Source organism: Gardnerella sp. DNF01198P, from assembly GCF_049244165.1.
GTDB classification, from domain to species: domain Bacteria; phylum Actinomycetota; class Actinomycetes; order Actinomycetales; family Bifidobacteriaceae; genus Bifidobacterium; species Bifidobacterium swidsinskii.
Map to the genome: position 1 here is coordinate 190,691 of NZ_CP058382.1, position 18,026 is coordinate 208,716.

The window sequence follows — 18,026 nt, forward strand, 5'->3', positions numbered from 1 at the left end:
ATTAGTTTTGCTAGATTTGACAGGCATTGTGCGAGAAAAATAAAAAGCCCACTGCGGTGGAATGAATGCAGTGGGCTCAGTGGAGCTAATGGTAATCGAAACCACGACCTCTTCGATGCGAACGAAGCGCTCTACCAACTGAGCTATAGCCCCAATGTCTAAGACAAATCATCTTACGACAACTCTGCACACTGTACTACAAAGCTTGTATAAAAACAACATTTCTTGTAGTGCAGCGTGCTTGAGTGTCGTAAGTTAAAATACTAGTTTATTTGTTTTCTTTATTAAGTTTTGCTGCTTTCTTTGCTTTGTGCGCTTTGTATAAACCAATAAAAGTTGGAACAAGCGAGATAAGCAAAATTGCAACAATTACTAATTCAAAATTCTTCTGTACGAAATCAATCTTGCCGAAGAAATATCCAAGAAATGTGAAAAGCGACGACCAAACGAGACCGCCTAGTACAGAAAATGGTGTGAAGCGTATCCAGCGCATTCCAGAAATTCCGGAGATGAACGGCATAAAAGTGCGTATGAATGGGAAGAATCTACCCAAGAATACTGCCAGCGGACCCCATTTATCAATCATTTTTTCGGTTTTTGCAACTCGTTCTGGAGTGAGCGCTTTTACTTTCCCGGATTCTACAATCTTTCGTCCGAAGAAATGACCAATAAAGTAATTGCACTGATCGCCAATGATTGGGGCTAGCCACACTACGGCAAGTAATAGTGGAAGTGGAAGCGCGCTATGACCTGTTTGAGCGTCAGGAGCTGCAAAAAACCCTGCTGCGAAAAGAAGTGAATCTCCTGGAAGGAATGGGAAGAATACTACGCCTGTTTCAATAAAAACAATGAGAAAAATAAGGCCTAATGCTGGAGCTGTGCCCATTGCAATCCAACTTGCAATAGCTGAGCGTGGATCCTTGAGTAGGTTAACAATAAAATGAATAAATCCCATAATGTCCTGTCATAAATTTTGCGTATTTAGTGACGCTTGTTAATTAAAAATCAAGCGAAACAACTGTTATTTTGAGCCTAGCAGTCGCCATAAACGGTTGACACTTTTTGTGCACACGCTATCAGTTAATTGCGTTATAACATACAATAATAGTTAGTAATGTAATGTTGCATGGTTAAAACTTGAGAAATTGCTTGGCAATTAAAGATTGGCAGGAGAAGTAACGTATGAAGTTAAATGATGAGCATGATGGTGAATATCCACAAAGTTTTGCTCCGCTAAAGCCTAGGAAACGTTCTGCTCGTGTAATCAATGCTAATGAAGTTTTAAAAAAGAATGATGATTCGAAAAGCAAAATTCCTGACGAATATGTAAACATTGGTTTGCCGGAAACAGACTTATCGATTGCTGATTTTTCTCGTAAGCATTCTAATCCAAAGAATTGGTGGATTTATTTTGGCGTTCTGCTTGTCGCTATTGTTATTCCGTATTGGATTGGTCGCACTATGGCCGCTCGTCATACTTCATGGGTTATTTCGCATTGCTCTGGATTATCTTCGCAAGGTGTTGTTTTTATTTCGTGGGTAATCACAGTGTCTGCTTTTACAAGTCTTGCTATGGCGTTAATTGACACTCATCGTTGGATTTGGCGGATAATGTTTGCTGTTTTCCTGGCTTTAGAACAACTTATTGCCGGATTATGCATGCTAAACATGAGCTTCTGGTATTCGACGTATGTGGTCTATGGTCATGCTTCAGGTTTAGCGAATGCGGCAAATCTTGGCATTATTTCTGCAGGTATTGGAGTAGCTGTATTTGCTGTCATTTTTGTTGGTTTGCTTGTCATTGTTCCTAAAACCTCGGCTTTGAATGTTCTTACGCGTAGTTGGGCGTCGTTCATAATGTTTTATGCAATTGAGGTTTTGGCAATTCTAGTTGTGTTATTTGGTGGCTTTATGACCGCAATGTAATATTTGGATTTTGCGAAAATAAGTTGTTTGCAAGTGGTTGTATGATAGAGACTTGGCGTGTAACGCCCGCGGATTGAGAGCGCTACAGCAGAAGGTTGTGGCACCGCGCAGTGATATTAAGGAGGACGCCGTGGCATTAACGGCTGAAGATAAGAAGAACATTATCAACGAATACGCGACGCACGAGGGTGACACGGGTTCCCCAGAAGTGCAGGTCGCTTTGCTTAGCAAGCGTATTGCTGACCTTACTGAGCACTTGAAGGAGCACAAGCACGATCATCATTCTCGTCGTGGCTTGTTGCTCATGGTTGGTGATCGTCGTCGTCTTCTCGATTACTTGAAGCGTGTTGACATCAACCGTTATCGTTCTTTGATTGAACGACTTGGCTTGCGTCGATAGTCTTGTAGCCCGGGCTTAGCTCGGGCTTTTGTATTCTTTGTGCTGTACGCAGGTACGTGTACGCATAAAAATTGTTCACATATTCACAGATTTGGGGTAAGTGTTGTGAACAATATTTAAAATTTATAACTAAAAAGAATTAACGAATAATTCAAAAAATAATTAAAGATTGATGTATAACTGAATACGGATGATTGAAGTAACCGAAACAAAAAACACTACGAAATATTGACGTAACGCAAGTGTTGCAAAGAGTGCAAATATTCGCATATAAGTAATAATGCGAAGTCGTCAATGTTATTACGCATGTTGGTTGATTAGGTAAGTTAAGAAAAGGAGGAACCCGTGGAGGGTCCCGAAATTAAGGCTGTAGAAGCCGTTATTGATAATGGTTCATTTGGTAAGCGTACGCTACGCTTTGAAACTGGTCGACTTGCTCAGCAAGCAGATGGTGCTGTTGCCGCATATTTGGATGACGATTCCATGATTTTGTCGACGACGACTGCAGGATCTAGTCCGAAGGAAAATTACGACTTCTTCCCATTAACTGTTGATGTGGAAGAAAAAATGTATGCTGCTGGAAAGATTCCAGGTTCGTTCTTCCGTCGTGAAGGTCGTCCTTCTAACGAAGCAACGTTGGCATGCCGTATTATTGATCGCCCGTTGCGCCCGTTGTTCCCACACACTTTACGTAACGAAGTGCAAGTTGTTGAAACAATTTTGGCAATTAATCCAGATGATGCTTACGATGTTATTGCTTTGAATGCGGCGTCTGCATCTACTATGATTTCTGGTTTGCCATTTGAGGGCCCAGTTTCTGGCGTTCGTTTGGCTTTGATTGATGGCCAGTGGGTTGCTTTCCCACGTTGGAGTGAGCGCGAGCGTGCAGTATTTGAGATTGTTGTGGCTGGTCGTGTGATTGAAAACGGCGATGTTGCTATTGCAATGATTGAGGCTGGTGCTGGTAAGAATGCTTGGAATTTGATTTACAATGATGGTCAAACCAAGCCAGATGAGCAAGTCGTAGCCGGAGGTTTGGAAGCTGCAAAGCCATTTATTAAGGTTATTTGCGATGCTCAAAATGAGTTGAAGCGTATTGCAGCTAAGGAAACTAAGGAATTCCAACTCTTCCCAGAATATACTGACGAACTTTATGCTCGTATTGACGAGATTGCTCATGCTGATTTGAATGAAGCTCTTTCTATTGCTGAAAAGCTTCCTCGTCAAGATCGCATCGCTGAAATTAAGGAAGGCGTGCGTGCTGCAATCGCTGAAGAATTCACTGATATGGACGAAGCCGAAAAGGAAAAGGAACTCGGCAATGCGTTTAAAGAATTGCAGCGTCAAATTGTTCGTCGTCGTATTTTGACTGAAGATTATCGTATTGATGGTCGCGGTTTGCGTGATATTCGTACGCTTTCTGCAGAAGTTGATGTTGTGCCTCGCGTACACGGTTCTGCACTCTTCCAGCGTGGTGAAACCCAGATTTTGGGTGTGACTACTTTGAATATGCTTAAGATGGAGCAGCAAGTTGATGCACTTTCTGGCCCACAAACCAAGCGTTATATGCACAACTACGAAATGCCTCCATACTCCACTGGTGAAACTGGTCGCGTTGGTTCTCCAAAGCGTCGTGAAATTGGTCACGGTGCTTTAGCTGAGAAGGCTTTGGTTCCAGTTTTGCCAGGTCGCGAAGAGTTCCCATACGCTATTCGTCAGGTGTCTGAAGCTATTGGTTCTAACGGTTCTACTTCTATGGGTTCCGTTTGTGCTTCTACGCTTTCTTTGCTTGCTGCTGGCGTGCCTTTGAAGGCTCCAGTTGCTGGTATTGCTATGGGCTTAGTTTCTGGTGATGTTGATGGAAAGCATATCTTCAAGACTTTGACTGATATTCTCGGTGCAGAAGATGCATTTGGTGATATGGACTTCAAGGTTGCTGGTACTTCTGAATTCATCACTGCTTTGCAGCTCGATACGAAGCTTGATGGTATTCCAGCTGATATTTTGGCTGCCGCTTTGCAGCAGGCACATGAAGCTCGTGCAACGATTCTTGAAGTTATTAACGAATGCATTGATTGTCCAGCTGAGATGAGTCCATTCGCTCCACGCATTATTACAACCACAATTCCTGTAGACAAGATTGGTGAGGTAATTGGGCCTAAGGGCAAGATGATTAACCAAATTCAGGAAGAAACTGGTGCTGAAATCGCTATTGAAGATGACGGTACTGTTTACATTTCTTCTGAAGGCGGAGAAGCTGCTGAGAAGGCTAAGGGAATCATCGATTCTATTGCAAATCCTCGTGTGCCAAAAGCTGGTGAAACTTTCACAGGCAAGGTTGTTAAGACCACAAGCTTTGGAGCTTTTGTGAATTTGACTCCTGGAACTGACGGTTTGCTTCACATTTCACAGATTCGCAATTTAGCAAATGGTGAGCGCATTGACACTGTTGAAGATGTGCTGAAGGAAGGCGATAATGTTGAAGTTATCGTACAAAGCGTAGATGAGCGTGGCAAAATTTCTTTGGCTATTCCAGGTTTTGAAGATCAAGAATCTTCTGCTCCAGCAGTGCGTGAAAATCGTTCCCGCAGTTCTCGCGACGATCGCGATTCTCGTGACTCTCGTGGCGATTACCGTCGTTCTCGCCGTGACGATCGCGATAATCATGACCGTGCGGATCGTGCAGATCGCGATGAGCGTCCTCGTCGCCGCATGCGCGATGACCGTGACGATCGAGATCGCATGGATCGAAATGACCGATACATGGATCGCGATAACCGTTATGATGACCGCAACACTCGTCGAGACGACCGTCGTGCAGATCGTGCAGATCGCGATAACCGTTACAGCGATAACGATTTTGATGAGCGTCCTCGTCGCCGCGTGCGCGATGACCGTGACGATCGTTACGAAAATCGCGATGACCGTGACGATCGTGCAGATCGTGACGACCGTGAAGATCGCTCAAATCGTCGAGATTCAGAAAATCGTCGCGTATCTGATAGAAAGCCGCGTTATGCAGCTGATGACGATCACTATGACGAGTATCGTTCGGCTCGCGAAGAGCGCGCAGAGCGTCCTCGTCGCCGCGTGCGTCGCGATTTTGATCCATTTGAGGAAGATTAATTGCGCAAATAGTATTAAAGCAAAATTATTGCTAGATACTAAATAAAAATAAATATTCGTAGAAGTGCCTTCAAGCTGCGTTTGCGTTTGGAGGCATTTCTTTTAGATAGCTATTTAAATGTTTTATGCAATCTGTGCAATAAAATAAAATATAAAAAGTAGTAAAATATTGTGACCGCGTAAAGTAGCGTAATGCAATAATAAATACTCACGAAAAATATAAAACTTACAAAATAGGGGTGAAATATGGTTATGCATCGCGCATTAGGTTCGTTTGATACAACCGCTATTGGTTTTGGCGAAATGCCATTGACAATAGAAAACAATCTTGGTCACGATATGGGAATTGAAACAATCCACGCAGCTCTTGATGCAGGTTGTACGCATATTGACACAGCTTGGGCATATTACTGCTCTGGTGGTGAAGAACAAACTGGCGAAAAGCTTGTTCGTGAGGCTTTAGAAAGCTGGAAAGGCGACAAATCTTCTATTTTGGTTGCTACTAAAGTCGGTCACTTCCGTAACTTTACTGACGGGCGACCAACGTGGGGTAAGGATGGTAAGCCAGAGCATTTGATTGCGCATGCCAAAGAGTCTGCAATGACTCTAGGCGTTGACACTATTGACTTGCTTTACTTCCACAGGCCAGATCCAGAAGTTCCATACAATGAGTCTATTGAAGCAATGCAGGAGTTGCTTGATGAAGGTGTGGCTCGAGAAATCGGTATTTCTAACGCTTCTGTGGAGCAAATCGATATTGCGCGCAACATTTTAGGAGAAAAGCTAGTAGCAGTACAAAATCAATATTCTCCAGTTCATTTAGAGAATGAAGATACGTTGCAATATTGCGAAAAGCTTGGAATTGCTTTTGTTTGCTGGAGTCCATTAGGTGGATTCCGTCATCCTTATGACGAGCATCTTTTCGATCCATTCCGCAAAGTTGCTGAAGATCATAACGTAAGTTATCAGCAAGTAGTTTTGGCTTGGGAGCTCGCTAAAGGCGATCACATATTTGTCATTCCTGGAGCTCACAGACCAGCTACAATTTTAGATAGTTTGAAAGCTTCTGATTTGCAATTAAGCAATGAAGAATTGGCTTATTTAGGCTGAAAGAAAACAATAAAATGCAAGAAACAAGCGTAACTGGTATGCCATTGCCGCACGAAGATGAGGACGGTACGCCAATTCCTGTAACCATTCCAGTGCCGTTAGGGTCTCGCACTCATGCAGTTTTTACTACTAGATTGGGTGGAATTTCTGAAGGCTTATTTGCTTCACTTAATTTAGGCGGACGCGCAGGAGATAGTGAGGAGGCTGTAGCAAGCAATCGCGCAGCTTTGCAGAAAGCTTTGCAAGCAGATTTGTCGCTTGTTGCTCAAGTTCATAGCAGAGAAGTATTTGACGCAGATAGTGTAGTAGATTCATGGAATACTTCTTACGGCTTTGATGCAACAGGTTTTGCAGATTCGCAATTGAGAATTGAGGCGGATGCGCAAGTTTCAACTGCGTGCTCGCTTGCTTTAGGAATGTTTGCGGCAGATTGTTTGCCAGTTTTACTTGCGGACGACGAAGCTGGAGTAATCGCTGCAGCGCATTGTGGGCGAAAAGGATTGATGGCTGGCGTACTCGATGCTGTCATCGAAGCAATGTGCGAAAAGGGAGCTGAGCGTTCTCGTATAGAAGCAGTGCTCGGTCCGTGTATTTGTGGAGATTGCTACGAAGTTGGTGAGAGTATTGCGCGCGATTTTGAAAAACGTTATCCGCAAACTGTAACAAAAACGCGTTTCGGTGGAATTGGTATTGATATTGCTGAAGCTGCACGCATTGATTTAGCGCTCGCAGGAGTTGCGAATATTGTTGACGCTTTGCCAAGAGTTACTGCAGCTACGCAATATTTGCAGGAAGATGAGGAATTGCGCACGATTTGCGAAGTAGATGGGGAAGGCGAGTCTTTGCCGGAACGTTTGCAAAATTTGCAAAACCCAATGTGCACTTTGGAAAATCCGCTATGGTATTCTCATCGACGTGCTAGTTTAGCTGGAAAATCGCATGAAGGTAGACTTCTTGCTTTAGTAATTCGCGACAAATAATCGCATATGCTATATAAACATTACTGTATTTGAGCTAGGTAGTAAGTGCAGTTGTGTGAGCTTAGCAAAAACGTGCGCAACACACGAGTGTTTTTTGCTTGTAAGTGATAGCGTTGATTCTGATGGTGTAGCACAGCGTTTTGTGCAGCTGTGTGGGGGCTTGTGAAAGGAATATTATGGTGGCTGATTTATTTCCAACCGCGTTGCGTGGGTACGATAAAGACAAGGTAAATGAAGCATTTGCAAACTATGAGCGTACTATTTCTCGTCTGCGTGAACAAGTGCGTTCAAGCGATGAATCAATTTTGCAATTACAAGCGCAATTGCAAGAAGAAAAAAATAATGTAAAACGTGCAAAAAGCGGAAATACTTTTGCATCCTTAGGTGCAAATGCGCAACAATTGCTGGCATCTGCAGAGCAGACTAGTTCTCAATTGCTTGAGCGCGCTAAGCAAGATGCTGCATCAATTAAAAAGAATGCACAAGCACAAGCTGGAACTTTGCTGAACAATGCAAAACTGGATGCTGCACATTTAATGCAAGAAGCACAAACTAAAGCAGACACAATGCTTTCCAATGCCACGCAAAAGTCGACACAACTTATGCAAGCTGCACAAGAAGATTCTGCACGTTTGCGCGATACTACTGCTAAAGATGTGCAAGCTCAAAAAGACGCTGCAGAATTAGCTTTACAAAACACTCAAGAAGAACATACGAAGCGCATGGCTTCTGAGCGCGCTCAGCAAGAAAGCAGCATTTCGCAACTTAAGTCGGAAGCTGCGCAAAAAATTGCTGAGCAGCGTGCGGCTGCAAACGAAGAGATTGCACGTGCTAAAGCTGAAACAAACGATCAGATTGAATCTGCTCTTGCAGAAGCAAATAAAAAGCTTGCTGATATGCGCGAACACGCTTCGAAGATGATGGCTGACGCACAGCGCAAAGCTGGCGAAATTACGGATGCTGCTGCTGCTAAAGCTCAAGAAATTGCAGATGATGCTCAAGTTGAACGCACGCGTACGTTAAGCCAAGTTAGTGCAGAAGTTGAGCAGATTCGAGCAGATATTGCTGCTCAACAGGAGGAAGCTACAAAGAAAGTCAATGCCTTGCTTTCTGGTTTGAAAGAGAAAGAAAGAGCAGCTCAGGAAGAAGCAGATGCTTTGGTTGCTCGCGCAAAAACTGTTCATCAAGAAGCTGACGAATATGCAGCGCAAACGCATCAGGCTGCGGATAGTCAGGCTGCTGATATTGTGCGCAAAGCTATGCAGGAAGCAACTGCTCAGGTTGAAGAGCGTAGAGCTGCAGCGCAGCAAGAGCTTGATGGCATGACGACTCGATTAACCCAATTGCAGCATCGTGAGGCAACTATTACGCAGCGCGTTACGGAATTGCGTTCGCTGTTTGCGAATGCTTTCTCTGGATTTGATTTTGGGGATGCTCAACAAAACCAACAAGTTGCGCAAGCTTCTGACGATAATGAGGATTCGTCGGATGCTCAATCTTCTGCAGATGCGAAGCAGGCTCAGCGAGATGTTCAAGCTGCGTTGGCTGAATCTGAAGAAGCTAACGAGTCTCAAGAAGACCAAGACACAGATAATCAATAAAGAAAATATTGTAAAATTTGTAGATTGGCTTAAACATCGTACGCTAGAATGTGCTGGTATTTGAATAAATATTTGAAATAAATATTGATAATTAACAGGAAAGGTAGCATTGTGACTGAAATCACTGCTCTAACTGATGAAAAATTACAAGGTTTGCGTGAGGATTTTGACGCAAATCCTTTAAACCGTTTAGCTATGAATGGTGTGACTGCTGCTGGTATTGATAAAGTCGCGCGTAATTATGATCGTGCGCGCTTATTGCAGCGTCGTTTTTCTACCATTGTTGACAACGGAGATGCAACACATCAGGATCGTTCTGGCCGTTGCTGGCTGTTTAGCTCGTTGAACGTGGCTCGTTTCATTGCGAAGAAATCTCTTGGATTGAAGGAATTTGAGTTTTCTCAAAACTACGCAATGTACTACGACAAGCTTGAGCGAATTAACTACTTCTTGAAGGATGTTGCTGCTTTGGTGCGTGCAGGTGAGCCTTCAGATTCTCGTTTGATTCAGCATTTGTTGCATGACGTTATGGGCGATGGCGGTCAGTGGACCATGGCTATGAATGTTTACAAGAAGTATGGTGCTGTTCCTAAGGATTTGTTCCCAGAAACTGCTTCTTCTAAGAATACTGGTGCTATGAATACGCAGTTGCGTGCGCTTTTGCATACTGCTGTTGCTCATATGTATGCGAATGCCACTGAAATTGATGAGATTATTGCGGATGCTACTGCTGCAGGTCACAGGATTTTGACAATTCACTTGGGTGAGCCACCTAAGAGCTTCGATTGGGAGTGGACTGATAGCGACGGCAAGTTCCATCGCGATGGTGAGATTACGCCAGTTGAGTTCTGGAAGAAGTATGTGAATGCTGGTCTTGAGGATTATGTGTGCTTGGTTGACGATCCTCGCGCTGAACATCCTAAGGGCAAGAAGATTGCTATTGAGCACTTGGGTAATGTTGCTGGCGGAGACGCAACCGAGTATTTGAACGTGCCAAACCAGTTTATGAAGGATTGCGTGCGTAAGATTTTGGTTGAGAAGGGCATTCCAGTGTGGTTTGGTGCCGATTGCCATCCTATGATGGATCGCGAGAATGGCGCTTGGGCTACTGATTTGTTCGAGTATGGTCGCGTTTATGGCGTTGATTTTGATTTGGATAAGGAAGCGCGTGTGCGTTTTGCTGATTCTGCAATGAATCACGCTATGGCTTTTGCTGGTGTGGATGTTGCTGATGATGGTACGACTACTCGTCGTTGGCGCGTAGAGAACTCTTGGGGCACTGATATTGCAGATAAGGGTTACTTTACGATGAGTGACGATTGGTTCACTGAGTACGTGTATGAAGTTGCAGTGCCGAAGAATCTGCTTCCGGAAGAATATCGCAAAGCCCTAGAAGAACCAGCAATCGTATTACCGGCGTGGGATCCAATGGGCGCTTTGGCTTAGCTTAAGCGCATTGGGCGCTTAAGCTACTCCAAAGCGCCGCGCTCACTATTGCGAAAAGCACAGTGTGCTTTTCGCGTGAGCGCGGCGGTGCTTGCATCTTTATTCAAGATGCAAGCACCGACCACATCAAATGTGGTTGTGCTTTCAACGCAAGCTCGGCGGTGTACGCATCTTTATTTCAAGATGCGTACACCGACCCCACCAAGTTAGGTTGATTCTCTCCTCGCACCCACCGATCACACCAAGCACAGTTTTTATAGGATGGTGAACAAATGGCTTCTACAGCTGAGCAGCGTACTTCTCGCGCGGTAAAGAAGGAAGTTGAGGAGGGGCGTAACCCTCTTAATTCTGCGAAGTTTCAGCGCTGGGAAGACCAGGTTGGTGTGGATCGCATAATAAACCGCCGCGTGCTTGAGCTGGAGCCTTTGCCAACTCCTGCTCAGGTGCTTGGTGAGTTACCATTGTCGCCGTATGCGCAGGATATTGTTGCGCAGTCGCGCGATGAGATTCGTAGCTGTTTGAATGGCGAAGATGATCGCTTGTTGGTTATTGTTGGCCCATGTTCTGTGCATGATCCTAAGGCTGCTCTTGATTACGCGAGTCGTTTAGCTAAGTTGCGTTCGGAGCTTGAAGATGAGCTTCTTATTGTTATGCGCGTGTATTTTGAAAAGCCGCGCACAGCTCTTGGCTGGAAGGGTTTGATTAACGACCCGGATATTGACGGAACGCATGATATTCATAAGGGTTTGTTGCTTGCGCGTAAGACTTTGCTCGGCGTGTTGGATGCTGGTTTGGCTGCTGCTACTGAATTTTTGGAGCCGACCAGCCCTCAGTTTATTGCGGATGCTGTGAGCTGGGGTGCGATTGGTGCGCGTAATACTGAGTCTCAGATTCATCGTCAGCTTGCTAGTGGTCTTTCTATGCCGGTTGGTTTTAAGAATGCTACGGATGGTTCTGTTTCTGCGGCTGTAAATGGCTGCTTAGCTGCGAGCCAACATCATACGTTCTTTGGTATTGATCATCTTGGTCGCGCTTGTGCTGTGCAGACTCTTGGCAACCCTGATTGTCACGTGGTTTTGCGCGGATCTAGTAAGGGGCCGAATTATGATGCTGCGTCGGTTGCTTCTGCTGTGGCTTCAATTCGTTTGCGTTTGGGCACTGGTTGTATGGCTTCGCACGGCGTGGTTGTGGATTGCTCGCATGGTAATTCTGGCAAGGATGAGCGTCGCCAGATTGAGGTTGTGCGTGAGATTGCGGATCGTTTGGCTGCGGGTGAGCAGGGTATTAAGGGCGTGATGATGGAGAGCTTCTTACAGGGTGGTAATCAGGATCCTGCTCCTCTTAGCGAACTTGAATATGGGAAGTCTATTACGGATCGTTGTATTTCTTGGGAAGATACTGCCAATTTGCTAAGAATTTTAGATAAATCTGTAGCAACTCGCCGTAGAGCTTAGAGCTTAGAGATTGTAGTAAGATAATCTCAATTAATTTCTACTTGGCTTATGTTCCTTACTGTATTTGCCGCCTATTTTTGCATTATATTTTGCGTACAAGGGAGTGTGTTGAAATGTATAACGAAGACTTGAATAAAGCGAATAATGGGAATAATGCGAATAAAGGTTTTATGTGTAAAGCACTACCGGTGGTGCGTTATATATTGTTAGCTTTGATTGCAACTGGTGTTATTTTGTTGGCTTTTGCATGGTATCGTGGCACGCATAGTGCTGGTTATACGCTTGTTACGTTTTCTGCATTGTGGTTTAGTGTTTTTATGCCGTTTGTAACTGGAATTGCTTTGCTTGTTTTTGCTAACGGATGGCGTCGCATTGTTGGCACTTTAGTTTGTGTATTGCTTATAGCCGGATTTTTCGCTTTTCTTGCCCTGCAGAATCAAATTATTGCGTTTTTCAATGTTCCTGTTGTGAATCCTTGGTTTGATTTTACGTGCGAAGCATTGCTGAAGATTGCGACTTTAACTTTTGTTATTATGACTTTATTATGTGTGTTTTTGGTTAATTGTAATGACAAATACATAAGTAGCGAAGTAAAAAAGGATGATTCTACTCATGTCTAATATTGAAAAACTTACAGAAGCTGATATTACTAAAGTCGCTGTTGTTGGTGCTTTAGAGGAAGAAGTTGCGCATATTGCTAGCGCGCTTGAAAACGTGACTCACGATAAGTCTGCAAGTCTTGATGTATCTTGCGGCACTCTTGACTCGGCGAATGGCAGTAAAATCGAAGTCGCGGCTACTGTTGGCGGAATGGGTCTGGTAAATGCTGCTGCAACTGTGCAATATCTTATTGACGCATACAATCCTCAAGCCGTAATTTTTTCTGGTATTGCAGGAAATCTTAATAAAAATTTGCATACGAACGATGTTGTTCTTGGAAAAACTGTAAAATATCTCGATACCGATATGCGCTTAATCGGTCAATGGAAGCCGTTTGCAAGCGAGTTTCATTCGGATGATTATCTTCTTAAAGTAGCTAGCAAAGTGCTTACCGATATGAAAATCACGCATATCGCTGGCACTATTGCATCTGGCGGATATTTTGTTGATTCGCCAGAAAAAGTAGCGGAGGTAATTGCAGCTACTCAAGCGGATGCTGTGGAAATGGAAGGCGCAGCAGTCTTGCATGTGGCTGCTCGTAACGACGTTCCTGCACTTGTTGTGCGCGCAATGAGCGATAATGCGGATACAAAATACGAGGATTTTCACACTTTTGATATTTCCGAGTATGCGGACACTGCTGCAAAAATTACGGTAAATATTCTTCGCAATTTGTAGCATTTCGACACGCTGATGTGGTCGCCGACCTTCATTTTGCTTAAGTCGCGTTAAATATAGCGCCAAATACCGCCATTTTTGGTACCCACTTTATTTTTGCCGGTGAGGTTTTACCCACCTGTTTACGATGGTTGCGTTAATAAAAAAAGATAGGGATTAATTAAGAAAATGCGCCCAATTCGCAATACGGCTATAGGAACGCGAAAATGTGGTGGGGCGCAAGGCAATTCTTCGCGAAAGGAAAGAAGAATATGCGTAACGATATGAATAAGTCAAATATGAATAAATTTAATACGACTAAAAGCGCACTTAAGTTCCGCAGTATTGCTGCGGCGGCGCTAACTTTCGGCTTGTGTGCAACCTGCGCTGCTTGCGGAGACAATGTTCCTGCTGATAATTCCAATGCGTCAGGTTCGCAAAACACTAAGATCTCCGGCAATTTCCAAGGCTCGGGTGCTTCTTCCCAGCAGGTTGCAATGGAAGCGTGGATTGCAGGATTCCAATCTAAAAATCCGGGTGCAAAAATTGCTTACAATCCTACTGGTTCTGGTGCTGGCGTTACCACTTTTATGACTGGTGCCACGGCTTGGGCTGGTTCAGACAAAGCGTTGAGTAACGACGAAGTTGAAAAGTCTAAGTCGGTTTGTGCTCATGGAACTACGGCTTTCGATGTGCCCGTGTATGTTTCACCAATTGCGATTATTTTCAACCTTAAAGGTGTTTCGGATGCTGGCAAGCATATTAATTTGGACGCTTCGACGATTGCTAAAATTTTCGACGGAAAAATTACGCGCTGGAATGATGACGATATCAAGAAGCAGAATCCTAAGCTAAAGCTTCCAGACACCCCGATTACTGTTGTTCACCGCTCCGATAAGTCCGGTACAACGCAGAATTTCTTAAGCTATGTGAAAGACGCTGCTCCGGACGATTGGAAATATGATCTTTCTGAAAACTGGCCAAATAGTGTCGGTCAAGGTGCAAAGGGCACTTCGGGCGTTGTATCTACTATTCGCATGGCAAATGGTGCGATTGGTTACGCTGATTTTTCACAGGTCGGTAAGCTCGGTACTGTTGCAGTGAAGGTGGGGGATACTTACAATGAGATTTCTCCGGAAGCTGCTTCGCAAACTTTAGCTGATTCTGAAATTGACGCAGACGCTTCTGCAAAATATCCTAATCGTGTTGTTATGAAAATTAATCACAATACGCAATCTAAGGGTGCTTATCCAATTGTGTTAGTTTCTTACGATATTGCTTGCCCGGTTTATAAAGATGCTGGAACTGCTCGATTTGTGAAGTCTTGGCTTAGCTACGTAACTAGCGTGGAAGGGCAGAATGCTGCTTCTTCTGCTGCTGGAACGGCTCCACTTCCACAAAATTTGGTAAGCAAAATTAACGCATCGATTAAGTCTGTTAAAACAGGAAAGTAAAAACTTTACAAACTGATATTATGAACGTATCGGTTATAAAGGAGAATGATTGAGTTCTACGAAAAATGCGAAAGCAGTTGCGAATAGTGCAAACGAAACTGCTCAAATTTCTGAGAGCAATAGCAAAAATTATGTTGGCACTCATCTTGCAGACCGTCTTTTTAAAGGCGTGGCTGCAGGCTGTGGCATGCTAATTTTGCTTGTTCTTACAGCAGTTGCAGTATTTCTGCTGTTTCGTGCTTTGCCGTTATTAAGTGGAAATCACAATCAAGTAAGTCATGTGTTTGCTGATTTTACTGGTGGTAAAGCGCATGATTTTATAAGCTATGTGGCTCCGCTTATTTTTGGCACAGTGCTTATGTCTGCGCTCGCGCTGCTGTTCGCATTTTTTGTGGCAATTGGTATTGCTCTGTTTATTTCGTATTATGCGCCTAAAAAAATTGTTCCGCTTTTGAGTGGAGTAATTGATTTGCTTGCTGCGATTCCGTCCGTAATCTATGGTTTGTGGGGCGGATTGGTTTTGGTTCCAGCTATGTATCCTTTCTGGGATTGGGTTTCTAAACTTTTTGGCTGGATTCCGCTATTTTCTGGTCCGGCGGCTAATCCTTCTCGTTCTGCTGCTACGGTTGCATTAGTTTTGGCTGTGATGATTTTGCCGATTATTACTTCTATGGCTCGCGATATTTTCCAGCAGGCTCCTCGCTTGCAGCAGGAAGGTGCGCTTGCGCTCGGCGCTACGAAGTGGGAGATGATTAAGTTAGCTGTTTTGCCGTTTGCAAAGTCTGGTATTGTGTCGGCTTCTATGCTTGGGCTGGGCCGTGCTTTGGGTGAAACGATGGCAGTTTTGATGATTTTGTCTCCTGGATTTACTTTTGGTATCAATATTTTCAAGGCTTCTCAAAATCAAACTATTGCCGCAAATATTGCAGCGCAGTATCCGGAAGCGAACGGACTTGGCGTAAGTGCGCTTATTGCAACCGGCTTAGTTTTGTTCGTTATTTCTTTTGCAGTCAACTTTATTGCTCGCAAAATTACCGGAAAGGCGGGCGCATAAATGGAGCATCAAATTAATAAATCTAACGAAGGTGCTGAAGTCTTCGCAGAAAATTGCGTAGAAAATCGCGCAGAAAATTCTGCGGCTCCGGTTATTGACTTCAACAAATTCCGCCCAACTCGCTCACACATAGCTGCGCGCAAACGTAAAGACATGCTTATGCGCGTGCTGATTTTCTTGTCTTTTGTTGTGGCACTTATTCCGCTTATTTCTTTGCTTTTAACAACCATTATCAATGGTATTAAGCGTTTAAATTTTGATTTTCTCACTCATAACATGACTTACGTTGTGGGCGGAAATGCTACTGGAACTGGCGGTTACGGCGGAATTTTGCACGCGATTATTGGAACTCTTGAAATAACGCTAGGAGCTATGGTTATTTCAATTCCGATTGGTTTAATGTGTGCTGTTTATTTGGTTGAGTATGCTCGCGGAAACAAAATTTCGCGCATAATTAATCTGCTTGTTGACGTTATGAGTGGTATTCCGTCTATTGTTGCTGGATTGTTTGCATTTTCTATGTTTGCTCTTCTTGCTGGTCCTGGCACAATCAATGGTTTTGAAGGATCTGTGGCTCTTTCACTTCTTATGATTCCAACAGTTGTGAAGTCTTCTCAAGAAATGCTAAAAATCGTGCCTAACGATTTGCGCGAGGCGTCTCTTGCTTTGGGAGTTACTCAGCAGCGCACAATTACAAAAATCGTTTTGCGCACTGCTCTTCCGGGAATTGTGTCTGGCTGTATTCTTGCGGTTGCGCGCGTTATTGGCGAAACTGCGCCACTTCTTATGGCTTCAGGCTTTATTGCTTCCACGAATCTCAATTTATTTGATGGGCAAATGACGACTTTGCCGGTGTACGTTTACCAAGAATATTCCAAACTTTCTGCGAATTGTCCAGCTAATGCGCCGGCTTCTTGTGTAACGTCAATTCCGATGGAGCGCTCGTGGGCTGCAGCTTTAACGCTTATTGTGTTGGTGTTGTTGCTAAATATTTTGGGGCGAGTTGTGGCTCGAGTGTTTTCTGTAAAGACGAAATAAAGCGAAGTAAATCTTAAATAAAGTGAGTTAAAGCAAAGCAAAATAAAACAAAGCAAAGCGAATTAAATTTTTAGAAAGTGAGCATAAAATGGGTCAGCGAATTGATGTGAAGCACTTAAATATTTACTATGGTGATTTTCTTGCTGTAGAAGATGTAAATATTAATATTGAGCCAAATAAAGTGACGGCTTTTATCGGACCTTCCGGATGCGGAAAATCAACAGTTTTGCGCACTTTAGACCGCATGCACGAAATCACTCCTGGCGCGCGAGTAGAAGGTCAAGTGCTTCTTGAAGGCCGCGATTTATACGGTAAAGACGTGGATCCTGTGGCTGTCCGCCGCGATGTTGGCATGGTTTTCCAGCGTCCAAATCCTTTCCCAACAATGTCTATTCGAGAAAACGTGCTCGCTGGAGTTCGTTTGAATAATCGCAAAATTGCTAAGAGTGATGCTGACGATTTAGTTGAGTGGGCTTTACGAGGCGCGAACTTGTGGAATGAAGTTAAGGATCGCTTAGATAAGCCGGGTATTGGTCTTTCTGGCGGTCAGCAGCAGCGACTTTGCATTGCTAGGGCTGTGGCTGTGCATCCGCAAGTTTTACTTATGGATGAGCCTTGCTCAGCTCTTGACCCTATTTCTACATTGGCTGTAGAAGATTTGATTAATGAGCTTAAGCGTGACTACACGATTGTGATTGTGACTCACAACATGCAGCAGGCTGCGCGTGTTGCGGATTACACGGCATTCTTTAATTTGAAAGCTGTAGGTCAGCCGGGGCATTTGGAATACTTTGCAGACACAACTACTATGTTCAACAATCCGCGCAACGCTGAAGCTGAGCGTTATATTTCCGGTCGTTTTGGCTGAGTTGTTATATACTTCTTTGATTTCGGTGTATTTCCTTGGTCAGCACGTGCGCGTAAGGTCAGAGCTGTTCGGTTGTTCAAAGGTTTCGCAATTTTCATAATTTTATGTGAGATTTTGTGATGCTTTCGTTCATTCGACGAGTCGCAGTAACCTCTGCGTGAATGCCCAAATGTAATTGCGTACGCGATTGCTCAAGTGCTTTCGCCGCGCTTTTCTGGTCTTTTGCGCTTGTAAACCAAGGAACAGAGAGTA

The 18,026-nt window shown here is 44.0% G+C and carries 15 protein-coding genes and 1 tRNA gene; 14 read left to right on the forward strand and 2 right to left on the reverse strand.

What is annotated here, in order from left to right:
- Nucleotides 1-80: 80 nt before the first annotated feature.
- Nucleotides 81-153 (reverse strand) — tRNA-Ala (locus HXT44_RS00845).
- Nucleotides 154-268: 115 nt separating this feature from the next.
- The gene (locus HXT44_RS00850; RefSeq protein ID WP_004109778.1) at nucleotides 269-955 is read right to left on the reverse strand and encodes a DedA family protein; all 687 of its coding nucleotides are present in this window, start codon (nucleotides 953-955) and stop codon (nucleotides 269-271) included.
- A gap of 227 nt (nucleotides 956-1,182) precedes the next feature.
- On the opposite strand from HXT44_RS00850, the gene HXT44_RS00855 reads away from it, so the two are divergent.
- The 14 genes from HXT44_RS00855 (at nucleotide 1,183) to pstB (ending at nucleotide 17,774) form a co-directional block, all read left to right on the forward strand.
- The gene (locus tag HXT44_RS00855; RefSeq protein ID WP_004109776.1) at nucleotides 1,183-1,926 is read left to right on the forward strand and encodes a hypothetical protein; all 744 of its coding nucleotides are present in this window, start codon (nucleotides 1,183-1,185) and stop codon (nucleotides 1,924-1,926) included.
- 130 nt (nucleotides 1,927-2,056) lie between these two features.
- Nucleotides 2,057-2,326: a 30S ribosomal protein S15 gene (rpsO, locus tag HXT44_RS00860; protein WP_004109774.1), complete on the forward strand. Its 270-nt coding sequence runs from the start codon at nucleotides 2,057-2,059 to the stop codon at nucleotides 2,324-2,326.
- Between the two features lie 345 nt (nucleotides 2,327-2,671).
- On the forward strand, nucleotides 2,672-5,452 hold the full coding sequence (locus HXT44_RS00865; protein ID WP_004109771.1) for a polyribonucleotide nucleotidyltransferase: 2,781 nt from the start codon (nucleotides 2,672-2,674) through the stop codon (nucleotides 5,450-5,452).
- A gap of 246 nt (nucleotides 5,453-5,698) precedes the next feature.
- Nucleotides 5,699-6,562 (forward strand): aldo/keto reductase, encoded by an 864-nt coding sequence (locus HXT44_RS00870; RefSeq protein WP_004109768.1) that lies wholly within the window; start codon nucleotides 5,699-5,701, stop codon nucleotides 6,560-6,562.
- Nucleotides 6,563-6,576: 14 nt separating this feature from the next.
- Entirely contained in the window at nucleotides 6,577-7,542 is a 966-nt protein-coding gene (locus tag HXT44_RS00875) for a polyphenol oxidase family protein (protein ID WP_004109766.1), read from the forward strand.
- Nucleotides 7,543-7,718: 176 nt separating this feature from the next.
- Nucleotides 7,719-9,143, forward strand: coding sequence for a cell division protein (locus tag HXT44_RS00880; protein WP_033888563.1), 1,425 nt, complete (start codon nucleotides 7,719-7,721; stop codon nucleotides 9,141-9,143).
- A gap of 111 nt (nucleotides 9,144-9,254) precedes the next feature.
- Nucleotides 9,255-10,589 carry a C1 family peptidase gene (locus HXT44_RS00885; RefSeq protein WP_004105599.1) on the forward strand — a complete coding sequence of 445 codons (1,335 nt, stop codon included), beginning with the start codon at nucleotides 9,255-9,257 and terminating at the stop codon, nucleotides 10,587-10,589.
- 272 nt (nucleotides 10,590-10,861) lie between these two features.
- Nucleotides 10,862-12,043: a 3-deoxy-7-phosphoheptulonate synthase gene (locus HXT44_RS00890; protein WP_004109763.1), complete on the forward strand. Its 1,182-nt coding sequence runs from the start codon at nucleotides 10,862-10,864 to the stop codon at nucleotides 12,041-12,043.
- A 113-nt stretch (nucleotides 12,044-12,156) separates the two neighbouring features.
- Nucleotides 12,157-12,663 (forward strand): hypothetical protein, encoded by a 507-nt coding sequence (locus HXT44_RS00895; RefSeq protein WP_033888564.1) that lies wholly within the window; start codon nucleotides 12,157-12,159, stop codon nucleotides 12,661-12,663.
- Complete coding sequence (gene mtnN, locus HXT44_RS00900; RefSeq protein ID WP_004109761.1) at nucleotides 12,656-13,381, forward strand: 5'-methylthioadenosine/S-adenosylhomocysteine nucleosidase; 726 nt, start codon at nucleotides 12,656-12,658, stop codon at nucleotides 13,379-13,381. Before HXT44_RS00895 ends, mtnN begins: the two co-directional genes overlap by 8 nt.
- A 206-nt stretch (nucleotides 13,382-13,587) precedes the next feature.
- Nucleotides 13,588-14,814 carry a phosphate ABC transporter substrate-binding protein PstS gene (gene pstS / locus HXT44_RS00905; protein WP_421782958.1) on the forward strand — a complete coding sequence of 409 codons (1,227 nt, stop codon included), beginning with the start codon at nucleotides 13,588-13,590 and terminating at the stop codon, nucleotides 14,812-14,814.
- 106 nt (nucleotides 14,815-14,920) lie between these two features.
- The gene (pstC, locus tag HXT44_RS00910; RefSeq protein ID WP_100066732.1) at nucleotides 14,921-15,868 is read left to right on the forward strand and encodes a phosphate ABC transporter permease subunit PstC; all 948 of its coding nucleotides are present in this window, start codon (nucleotides 14,921-14,923) and stop codon (nucleotides 15,866-15,868) included.
- Nucleotides 15,869-16,906, forward strand: a complete 1,038-nt coding sequence (gene pstA / locus HXT44_RS00915) for a phosphate ABC transporter permease PstA (protein ID WP_004109758.1) — start codon at nucleotides 15,869-15,871, stop codon at nucleotides 16,904-16,906.
- 88 nt (nucleotides 16,907-16,994) lie between these two features.
- On the forward strand, nucleotides 16,995-17,774 hold the full coding sequence (gene pstB / locus HXT44_RS00920) for a phosphate ABC transporter ATP-binding protein PstB (protein WP_004109757.1): 780 nt from the start codon (nucleotides 16,995-16,997) through the stop codon (nucleotides 17,772-17,774).
- Nucleotides 17,775-18,026: the final 252 nt, after the last annotated feature.

Bases quoted from the DNA above. Each gene is read 5' to 3' on its own strand.
- HXT44_RS00850 (WP_004109778.1), bottom strand. From the start codon at position 955: ATGGGATTTATTCATTTTATTGTTAACCTACTCAAGGATCCACGCTCA.
- HXT44_RS00855 (WP_004109776.1), top strand. From the start codon at position 1,183: ATGAAGTTAAATGATGAGCATGATGGTGAATATCCACAAAGTTTTGCT.
- HXT44_RS00870 (WP_004109768.1), top strand. From the start codon at position 5,699: ATGGTTATGCATCGCGCATTAGGTTCGTTTGATACAACCGCTATTGGT.
- HXT44_RS00875 (WP_004109766.1), top strand. From the start codon at position 6,577: ATGCAAGAAACAAGCGTAACTGGTATGCCATTGCCGCACGAAGATGAG.
- HXT44_RS00880 (WP_033888563.1), top strand. From the start codon at position 7,719: ATGGTGGCTGATTTATTTCCAACCGCGTTGCGTGGGTACGATAAAGAC.
- HXT44_RS00890 (WP_004109763.1), top strand. From the start codon at position 10,862: ATGGCTTCTACAGCTGAGCAGCGTACTTCTCGCGCGGTAAAGAAGGAA.
- HXT44_RS00895 (WP_033888564.1), top strand. From the start codon at position 12,157: ATGTATAACGAAGACTTGAATAAAGCGAATAATGGGAATAATGCGAAT.
- mtnN (WP_004109761.1), top strand. From the start codon at position 12,656: ATGTCTAATATTGAAAAACTTACAGAAGCTGATATTACTAAAGTCGCT.
- pstS (WP_421782958.1), top strand. From the start codon at position 13,588: ATGTGGTGGGGCGCAAGGCAATTCTTCGCGAAAGGAAAGAAGAATATG.
- pstA (WP_004109758.1), top strand. From the start codon at position 15,869: ATGGAGCATCAAATTAATAAATCTAACGAAGGTGCTGAAGTCTTCGCA.
- pstB (WP_004109757.1), top strand. From the start codon at position 16,995: ATGGGTCAGCGAATTGATGTGAAGCACTTAAATATTTACTATGGTGAT.